Source organism: Pseudanabaena sp. lw0831 (genome assembly GCF_016584665.1).
GTDB lineage: Bacteria > Cyanobacteriota > Cyanobacteriia > Pseudanabaenales > Pseudanabaenaceae > Pseudanabaena.
Genome location: NZ_BBJB01000082.1, coordinates 21866 through 31690 on the forward strand (window position 1 = coordinate 21866; position 9825 = coordinate 31690).

General features: G+C 42.2%; 6 protein-coding genes and 1 pseudogene. 3 read left to right on the top strand and 4 right to left on the bottom strand.

The genetic code is table 11. The features are described from left to right. Window positions 1-272: 272 nt before the first annotated feature. Together rppA and APA_RS17580 are read left to right on the top strand one after the other, a co-directional pair. Window positions 273-956 (top strand): two-component system response regulator RppA, encoded by a 684-nt coding sequence (gene rppA, locus APA_RS17575; RefSeq protein WP_201323555.1) that lies wholly within the window; start codon window positions 273-275, stop codon window positions 954-956. Window positions 957-1169: 213 nt separating this feature from the next. Further along, window positions 1170-6323, top strand: a complete 5154-nt coding sequence (locus tag APA_RS17580) for a translocation/assembly module TamB domain-containing protein (protein WP_201323556.1) — start codon at window positions 1170-1172, stop codon at window positions 6321-6323. Window positions 6324-6377: 54 nt separating this feature from the next. On the opposite strand, the gene APA_RS25565 is transcribed toward APA_RS17580, so the two are convergent. From APA_RS25565 to APA_RS17595, 4 genes are all read right to left on the bottom strand, one after another. Further along, window positions 6378-6491 (bottom strand): HepT-like ribonuclease domain-containing protein, encoded by a 114-nt coding sequence (locus tag APA_RS25565; protein ID WP_307837297.1) that lies wholly within the window; start codon window positions 6489-6491, stop codon window positions 6378-6380. Continuing rightward, complete coding sequence (locus tag APA_RS17585) at window positions 6478-6741, bottom strand: hypothetical protein (RefSeq protein ID WP_236579806.1); 264 nt, start codon at window positions 6739-6741, stop codon at window positions 6478-6480. The genes APA_RS25565 and APA_RS17585 overlap by 14 nt, the downstream gene beginning before the upstream one ends. Next, the gene (locus tag APA_RS17590; protein WP_374101370.1) at window positions 6734-7033 is read right to left on the bottom strand and encodes a nucleotidyltransferase family protein; all 300 of its coding nucleotides are present in this window, start codon (window positions 7031-7033) and stop codon (window positions 6734-6736) included. The genes APA_RS17585 and APA_RS17590 overlap by 8 nt, the downstream gene beginning before the upstream one ends. A 138-nt stretch (window positions 7034-7171) precedes the next feature. Next, window positions 7172-9385, bottom strand: a complete 2214-nt coding sequence (locus tag APA_RS17595) for an NACHT domain-containing NTPase (RefSeq protein ID WP_236579807.1) — start codon at window positions 9383-9385, stop codon at window positions 7172-7174. Window positions 9386-9438: 53 nt separating this feature from the next. Here APA_RS17595 and APA_RS17600 point away from each other — a divergent pair. Beyond that, window positions 9439-9825: pseudogene (locus APA_RS17600) on the top strand (IS1 family transposase); the annotation flags it as partial.

The window sequence follows — 9825 nt, forward strand, 5'->3', positions numbered from 1 at the left end:
AGCCTCTGGGCTAGCCTCAACAAATCTTAATAATTCTTTCAAAAAACTTGATTTCCATAATCTCCAATACCATTCCAATTGTGATTCAGTAGCGATCGCCGATCTCATAAATCACATCATATAGAGTTAATGTAGGTTACAAGATCGGCGATCGCGCACTTATTAGCTATGTATTTGCAAATTCAAAGTTAAGCAGGATGATTTTCGCGTCGAGCTTTAAAACATTTAGCATTGATTCGAGACTGGAAGAAGTTGAAATTGATAAAAAACCTATGCGAATCTTATTAGTAGATGACGAAGAAGAGCTTGCTGAACCACTGCAAAGGATTTTGACAAATCAGGGTTATTTAGTTGATAGCGCAAATAGTGGCGATCGCGGTTGGGAATTAGCGCAAACAGGCGATTATGACTTGCTGATTTTGGATTGGATGATGCCTGAGAAATCAGGTGTAGAAATTTGTAGCGCATTGCGTCAGAAAGGAGATAGCACCCCCGTTCTTATACTCACCGCCAAAGATACTCTTGACGATCGCGTGGCAGGTTTAGATAGTGGCGCTGACGATTATTTAGTAAAACCCTTTGAATTGCGGGAGTTACTCGCCAGAGTGAGGGCTTTACTGCGTCGCGCACCTTCGCCGATCTCATTAACTAGTGAGCCAGCAAAATTAAGTTATGGAGACTTGGAACTTGATCGCGATAATCAAGTCGTATATCGAGATCAGGTTGCGATCGCTTTAACCGAGAGAGAATATCAACTCTTAGAATATTTTATGTTTCATCCAAACCAATTACAAAGCCATGAACTAATCTCGCAACATCTTTGGAAAGAAGGAGAAGATGCCCCAACGAGCAATGCCTTAGCCGCACAGATCAAATTATTACGGCGTAAGATTGATCGCGATCGCCAAATTTCTTTAATAAATACCGTGTATGGCAAAGGCTATCGATTTGGCTAAAACCTCAAAAACTGTATCGCCCGCGCAGCGGGCGATACAGTTTTTGAGGTTTTAGCGTAAAGCGCTGTATCTGTAACGCTCGTACTTTACTTGATAAAGAAAACCTGATATTTTTTTAAAGCTTTGCTTAGTAAGGCTTTCAAAAATTGAAACCCGATCTAAGGCGAACATATGTAAAATGGTGTCGTGAGGGCATCAACGGAGTGAAAAATTGTGGGACAGGCTCAACTACCGCCGCAGAGACCAACTGACTCTACATTCGCCAAAAATCTAGGGCGTGTAGGTGTTGGACTTGCGATCTCATTTACAGCCGCGAGCTTAGGTACTTTTTGGTATGGACGCTACTTTTTAAACGAGCAGTTGTCGCCGCTATTGCAAACCGAGCTAAGCAAATCCCTAAAGCGCCCCTTACAATTGGGCAAAGTCGAGCGCGTCGGCTTGTCGAGCATCAGGTTTGGCAAATCGCTGATACCACCCACTGACAAAGAAGCAAATTTTTTAGCGGTTGAAGCCCTCGAAGTTAAAGTCGATCTCTGGAACTATGCCATCAATCGCCAAATTGGTGTCGATGCGATCGCCGAGCAACCCCAATTATTTCTCAAGCAGGACTTTACAGGGTTACTGCAATTACCAAAAATTACGCCGCCAGAAAAGCAAACTAAAGATGGGTTTGTGGATTTGCGGACGATAACTTTTAATGATGCTCAGTTGACAATTCAGACGATCGCTAAGGGAGAATTGGTTTCTCTCAGTCAAGTGCAGATTGATAGCAATTGGAAGATTGTTGATCTGAACAATCAAAGTTTAAAGATGAATGGCAAAGGGCATATAACTTTGCCTAATCTTGCCGCGATCGCCGCACCACCAAATCCTGAGCAACTGAAGAAGGCGATCGAGGTTGCCAATGCCGATAAAGATGGTAACAAAGGAAATATGTCCTTTGCGATCGATTGGGATCTAACAAGGGGGCAGGGCAAAATTAATGTCCAGTCTCAAGATTTGCAAATTGCCGCAATCCAAGGCTTTGCGGTTAATTCGCCTTTTGAAGTTCAACAGGGTAAACTTGATGCCGAGGCAAACATTACTGTAAGTGCAGATAAAGTAACTCCTACTGAATCCATTGCTAGTGACTCTTTGTTGGGGGCAAATAAAATCGCTATAACTGCCAAACTTACTGAGGGTGCGGTGAAATTGCCACAATTAGCCAAACCAATTACCGAAATTTCAGGACAACTTAGCTTTGATGGTACTGATGCGACTTTAAAGGAATTCTCTGCAAACTACGGTTTGTTGGTCACAACTGTTGATGGGACATTTAATCAGCAAAAGGGTTTTAATTTGAACTTTGCTAGTACCGTACTAGATCTAGCTAAAGGTTTGGAAAGCTTTAATATTAAAACGCCTGTCGCGATCTCAGGGGAAGTGAAGCTCGCAGGTAAACTTACGGGAACAACTCAAAAGCCTGCCCTGACGCTAAACATTACTACGCCCAAATCAGTGAGCTTCGATCGGGTAACAGTCGATCGCTTTTTAGCTACCATTGAACTCAAAGATTTAAATACACTCCAAATCAAAAAAGTTCAAGCAGCCTCCACAGGTGCAACGCTCACAGGCGAAGGGCAAATTCGCTTACCCCAAAAAGATCAACCTGCGGAAGTCCTATTTACCTCAAGCCTCGTTGGAGTTGCCGAAGATTTCACAAAACTCTATGGCACAAAACTACCGATCACGATTGGACAGATTACCAGTTCCTTACAAATTACTGGCGCTCTAGCAAATCCTCAAATTCTTGCCCAAATCGATGCTCCTAATGCGACCTATCCTGCAAGAGGAGAAGTATTTCTAGCAGATGGATTAGCTACGATTCGGAATACGCGAGTACGATTTCCCATTGGCGAAATTGGGCTAGCAGGCAGTTACAATATCGCTAGCGGTGCGTGGAAATCACAGCTAAATAGTAATGGTATTCCGTTATCAGCCTTTCTCCTAAATCAAAAAGGCATTCTCGAAGGATTCATCAATCTACAGAGCGATCGCGGTGGTTTTTCGTTAGCAGACATTACTGGTGACGGTACTGTGAACTTACCACAAGGGTTAACAGAAATCCCCGATGCGATCGCCGCGAATTTGATATGGGATGGCAAAAATCTGCTGATCCCTTCATTGCAAGTTGGCAATTATTTAACCGCCAATGGCAAAGTAGATCTAGCATTCCCGAATAATTCACGCAATGAATTTCCCACTGGCATTGCAGGAATTAATCTCGATCTGATTTCGCGCAATGTCAATATCAATCGCTTGGCAACGCTCTCTAGTGCAATACCTGCTCAAGCCTCAGGAATTTTCAACTTTCGCGGCAATCTTTCAGGGGCGATCGACCAACTTAAAATTGCTGGAGCCTTACAACTGGATAACGTCGATCTAGCTTCTTTAGGTTCTAGCTTTGCCAAGCAAGGGATTGTGGCTCCGTCACGTGGCTCACTAGATTTTGATGGCTCAATTAATGGCGATTTGGCGGCTCCAAGACTAGTCGGTAATCTGCGCGTAGCCAGCTTAAAGGTTAATCAAATCGAACTTGATAAGCTCACTTTTAACGGAGCTTTAAATGGAATTGGCAGCGTTATTCAAGCAACAGGCGATCTGCTGCTAGCAGGGCTAAGAGTTGATAAATTAGCCTTCGATCCGCGTTTGGAAGGGAAACTCAATTTTGATGGCAATCAAGGCTTAAATGTTGATTTGCGTGGAAAGCGCGATCTCATTGCTGCTCGACTAGATAATGCGTTCCGTCCCATCGATTTTACAGTAAATTTGGGAGAATCTACAGCAACAGGTAGACGTTTTGAGAATAACCCTCGTCGGTTACAAGTTGCGATCAAAAATATTCCTCTTGCTCTTGCTGCTTCTCTAACTGGGCAAAACGATGTGAGTGGCAAGCTGTCTAGTAATCTCATCGTTGATTTTACGAATAATCCCACTGCGATCGGAGATGTTACCGTTGAGCGTCCTCGTTTCGGAAGAGTAGTTGCGGAACGTGCGATCGCCAAAGTTTCCTACGCCAACGGAGTTTTTGATGTCAAGGATGGGAGTTTAATCGTCCGTCAGGGAGAACTTAGTAATGAGTACAAGTTCCGTCTGACCTACAATCCCTCCATTGATGACCCAATCGCAGGTGTTGTCGAAATTGCCCAAGGTCGAATGCAAGATGTATTTGCCACGCTCCAATGGGCAAATATTGTCGATGTTACCCAAGGAATTACCTTTACGAAAAATAGAGCTTCTGAATTGCAACCATTAGAAGCAATTAAATTACTAGGAGAACCTTTATATAAACAGTTGCAATATCTCACCCAAATTGAACTGCGACAAGAACAACAGGAAACTGTTGCTTCAGCCCGCAATTTTAATCTACCACCACTCACAGATTTTCGTGGTGACATCAAAGGGAAGATTACCTTTGGGCTGAATAAAACTAGAGGTATTCGTTTAGGCTTTGATCTAGTTGGCAAAAAATTTGAATATGGGAAGTTTGCTGTTGACGACATTAAACTTGAAGGAAGATATTTTAATGGTGTGTTTGCGATTGCCAATGCTAATTTCCAGTCTGATAAAAGCTATGGACGGATTACCAAAGCACGTCTCAGACTTACCCCTGCTTCCAATCCATTACTGCGTATTCGCGAACAAAGCGGCGAAATTGAACTTAAAGATTTCCCGATCGAGTCTCTTCGTCCATTACCATTTTTTAGTGCAATTCCCTTTGATTTGACAGGTAAAGTCAACGGAAATCTATCGATTACTGGGACTACGATTCTTGACACTAAAGTGGTTGGGAATTTGAGCTTGACTGATGGTTCCGTTAATCGTCAAGCGCTCGATTTCATTGCCGTAAAGTTTAACTATGACAAGTTAAATATCAATTTCAATGCCAACATGAAAACCGCAGGCAAAGATTCAGTTATAGCTTCGGGTAATTTCGGTATTTTTGGTATCTTTGACGTTAAGCTCGATGTTAAAGATGAAGGGCTTAATTTCATCAACATTTTTAATCAACCTGTGCGCTGGGTAGATGGCAAAGGCAGTATTAATATCAGAGCAAATGGAACCTTTAGAGATCCTAAAATTGCTGGCAAGATGGTGATTGATAATGCCAAGGTCAAGGTTGCAGGCTTACCAGGTGATTTTACACAGGTTCAAGGCACGATTGACTTTACTCGCGATCGCCTAATCAGTAATATCACCAGCAACTTTAGCGAAGGTAAACTTGCTCTCACAGGTATTCTCCCAATTAGTAATCCCAGTCTTTTAACAGCAGATAGCCCAGAATATCAACAAGCTCTTGCAATCAATGCGGATAAGCTAAAGCTGAATATTCGGGATATTAGTTCTGATAATTTTAATACTCGTGTGATCGTGCGGGGTTCTTTATTAGCGCCAGTTCTCACTGGCGAAGTGGCGTTAGGTGATGGTCGATTTGTGATCGGTGATGATGCAGCTACTAATAACGCCCAACTTGCAAATGACAATACAAACTCAGTAGATGTTACTTTTGATCGCCTTGCAGTTAAGTTGCAAAATATGCAGGTGACGCGCTTCCCTCTATTTAACTTCTTAAGTGAAGGAACACTAATTGTGAATGGAACCTTATCAAATCCGCTGCCAGAAGGTCGTATTAATATATCTCGCGGACAATTTAATGCAATTTCGACAAGATTCCGTCTTGATCGAGCCTACGAAAACTTTGCAGAATTCAAACCTTCCCAAGGACTTAATCCATCTCTAAATGTCCGCGTTACTGGAGCCGTTGCCGAGATTACTCGTGTACCGATAAATTCCAATCGCCCTAACGATCTGTTTCGCCCCAATGAAGTACCTGTTAGCAATCTCGGCTCACAGCGTACTTTACGAGTCCAAGCTAGTGTAACGGGGACAGCGCTTGTACCAGATATTCGTCTTTCCAGCAGCCCGCCTCGCAGTCAAGCAGAAATCATTGCACTGATTGGTGGTGGCATTCTGCAACAACAAGGTGGCTCTGATCCTGCTTCGGCGCTTGCTAGTTTCGCGGGTAGCACAGTTCTAACCTTTCTCCAAGATTCAATCGGCGATGCACTCAATCTAGCGGAATTTAACCTCAGTCCTGTTACCACAAACACTCAAGGTAGCGGCACAGGTACGCTGGGGCTATCGGCAGAGGCGGCGATCGATGTGAGTAATAGCTTCTCAATAGCTCTACAACGAATTATTAATGATTCCACGCAACCAACTAATTTCTCTGTTCGCTATCGTGTTGATCCAAACATTTTATTGCGCGGTAACTACGGTACTAATGGCAGTACAGGTATCTCGATAGAATATGAAAATCGCTTTTAATTAACTTCAGTCTTACTAAACACTCAATCAATCAAACTGCGATCGCCTTTCATGTCAAAAAGAATTACTACGGAGTTGTTCTATAGCATTTTTGAAAGGCTCTATTTCGTTAGAACATAATCGATAAATTTCTTCGGCATCTATACTAAAGTAATTATGAGCCAGTATATTTCTTAATCCCTACCCAATCAATATCAGGGTATTGCTCAAACAATTTCGGATCAATTAATTTATCAAGTTTCTGGATGTTTTCACCAATCGCGACTAACATCATGGCGATCGCATCAAGCCGATCTAGTCCATCGTCATTACAAATAAAGTCATCAGCTGTTGTGATGCCAGAAAAACGGCGTTCAATTCTCCTAATTCCTTCTTGAATTTCTAAAAACAATTCTAAAAGCATTGAGCGACTATGCATACACAGCCTCACGATCAATTCGCTCCTTTAGATATTTATTCATTCCATACCAATATCGAATCACATCAACTTTTCTGCCAAATCTTTCTTCTAATTCAATTTTGAGGTTAACCCGCTTTAAGATATTTGGCTGCATATCTACAACAATATCAATATCACTATTCTCATTTGCTTCATTCCTTGCGATCGAGCCGAAAACCCCAATTTTGTTGACTTCATAACGAATAGTCAAGTCATCTTTTATAGAGCTTAACTCAATCAATATGCTCTCTTTATCTAATGAATTTACAATCATTGCAAACAACTTCTCTTCAAGAAATAATCATGTATTTTACCACAACCAACGATCGCCTATTTTGGTTAGTTGATTCCATTTTGGCTATCAAATCACCAAACTATTAAAAATAAATCTCTTTTTCCTTTTTCCTTTTTACCTTTTACTTGAAACACTTGGCAAAAGCAGACTCTCCTCGATCTCCTGTCTCGTCTCACGGCATACATAACAGTCACTCTTCAGACATTCCACTAAAAGACAATTTGCCTCGTAATATTGCTGTAACTTTTCGCGTTGGTTATAGGTAAATTGCCAATCATGACCGATATTGCGATGTTCGATTAGTACTTGACGATATTCTGCAACCCATTCCTTGCCATGCTGTTTCCACCATTCTTTAAAAGCCTTTCTGGTTCGATTCGGAGCGGGAAATCGATCTTTTAAGTATTGCAGGTTTTGGTACAATCTCTCGTCACTGATTTCCTTAGCGAGGTCGAGGGCGAGGTCGAAGGCACTGTCGAGGTAGAGGGCGAGATCGCGGTCGCGGTCGCGGTTGAGGGCGAGGTTGAGGGCGCTGTCGAGGGCGCTGTCGAGGTCGCTGTCGAGGGCAAGGGCGCTGTCGAGGTCGAGGTCGAGGTCGAGGGCAAGGTCGAGGTCGAGGTCGAGGGCGCTGTCGCTGTCGAGGGCGAAGTAGTAAGCTCTGACGGCAACAAGTTTATAAGATACTTTTACCGATCGCGACTTCTCATCTGCCCATGCTAAAAATCTCTGCAACTTCTCATCATCTGCTAATAAACTATCGATTTCCCTTTTCATCAAAAGCAATAAATCATCTGCTTCTCTTGCCATTCCTACCGATAGCAAAATCACCTCTCTCCAGCGTTTATCGGTAATGCGAGTCACGAGATTTTGCAAGGCAGCTTCTAATTTACTAGGGCTAGTCGAGACCACAATCTGTCTCGCCGCAAAATATTCATGAAAAGTCAAATGGGAAAAAGAATAAATCCCTCTAGCGCGTTCCACAAATAGCCCATGCTGCGCCTCAATGGATTTCAACACCGCTTCACTATCTAAATGTAACTCTTCATCATTGGTTCTCGCATTGGCAGTATTACGAATATAGTCACAAATATAGTCCTCAAGCTGCCTTTGCTTTACGAAATAATCTCCCTTTTCAAAAGTAGTCAAAGCAATTTGCGAGAGCATATCCTCCTTTTTCTGCACCGACAAATCTTTATAGACACTATCTCGCCTGATTCCTCTTTTCGCGTCCCATTTCCGTAATAAAGCATCCAATCCTTCCTTATACAGTTCCGAACGATTTGTAGGAAAGCTACCCGACTCCTCGAAAGCCAAGCATAACAAAGTCAACAATAGTGGACTTGTTGCCAATTCCTGAACTCGATTATTTTTCTCAAGTTCTGCTAAAAAATCCTCAGCTTTAATATCCTTCTTGCGAAACCAATTTTTTGTAAAAGTGGCAATCTGTTGCTCATTAAAATCTGCAACCTCTACCTCTGTGAACTGCTCAAAAATATATTGCTTTGCTGCAATCCGACAAGTCACCAAGATCTGACTTTGATTATAACGTTCAGTAAATTCCCGAATCTCACGCAAAACCCGATCATCATATTCTGCTCGAACTTCATCTAATCCATCCAACAAAACTAAAGCCTTCCCAGATTTTAAAATCGGTTCAATTTCTACATCCCATTGACAAAACTCTCCCATCGAAAAGTGCAGTAAACTTGGACGATTATCTCGATCCGCAAAATCCTTTAACGTCACGAATATAGGAACTAAATCCGCAAACGCTTTCCCGTTAATACAAGACATTGCCAAAAATTTTAAAAACGTAGTTTTCCCTGCCCCCGGTTTACCCAAAATCATCAACTTGCTATGATTTCTAACCGCTTCGATCCCCTCAACCCGCCTTTGCTGAATTCCTGATAATCCCCATCGATCAAACTCTTCAAATCCACATATAGCCCTCAGTTCTTCGATCCCTTTTCTTTGATTGCGGGTTATCTTCTCCAAAATATTAACATCCGTATAAATATCACTCAAAGCGACAGGTTGCTCCATATCCAACACCCGCATCGTCCCGCATCGCTTCTGAATATCTTCCGCGCATCGCTCCCGCGCCAGTTTTACCAATGCCTCAATATCTTTAGGCACATCATCTCTATCCACCTCATCTTCAATCCCCGCAATCTCTCTCCAATCAAGTTTCAGCGCCTCACAAATATCAAAGAAAATCTGCCTATCGACATTAGCCCCATCTAAAAAATTAGCAACTCTTTGGCGCGTTGTGCCTGCTTTACCTGCAATAAACTCCTGCGTTTTTCCAGATAAATTGGCATTGCACAAATGAAGGATGAATGAGTAAATATAAAGATAACGAGTTTAAGCAATGAAAAACAATGAAATGTCCAAAGTGTGGTTCAACACATATTCGTAAAAATGGGAAACGAGGAGACAAACAAAATCATATTTGTGCTGATTGCGGTCGTCAGTTCATTGATAACTACTCAGTGATTGGATATTCGCAAGATGTCAAAAGAATATGCCTAAAAATGTACTGCAACGGCATGGGATTTAGACAAATTGAGAGATGTACCGATGTTAGTCACAACTCAGTCATCAACTGGGTTAAGGAGGCAGCAAAGCAATTACCAGAACATCCCCCCATTGAAACTATTCCTGAAGTTGGTGAATTAGATGAACTCCAGACTTTTGTTGGGTCAAAAAAAACTTGATTTGGCTATGGACTGCGGTGAATCATTTTAGTCAAGGCATATTGGCTTGGG

What these genes read in the sequence shown, in the direction of transcription:
- rppA (WP_201323555.1), top strand. Translation starts at nt 273, where the DNA reads ATGCGAATCTTATTAGTAGATGACGAAGAAGAGCTTGCTGAACCACTG.
- APA_RS17585 (WP_236579806.1), bottom strand. Translation starts at nt 6,741, where the DNA reads ATGCATAGTCGCTCAATGCTTTTAGAATTGTTTTTAGAAATTCAAGAA.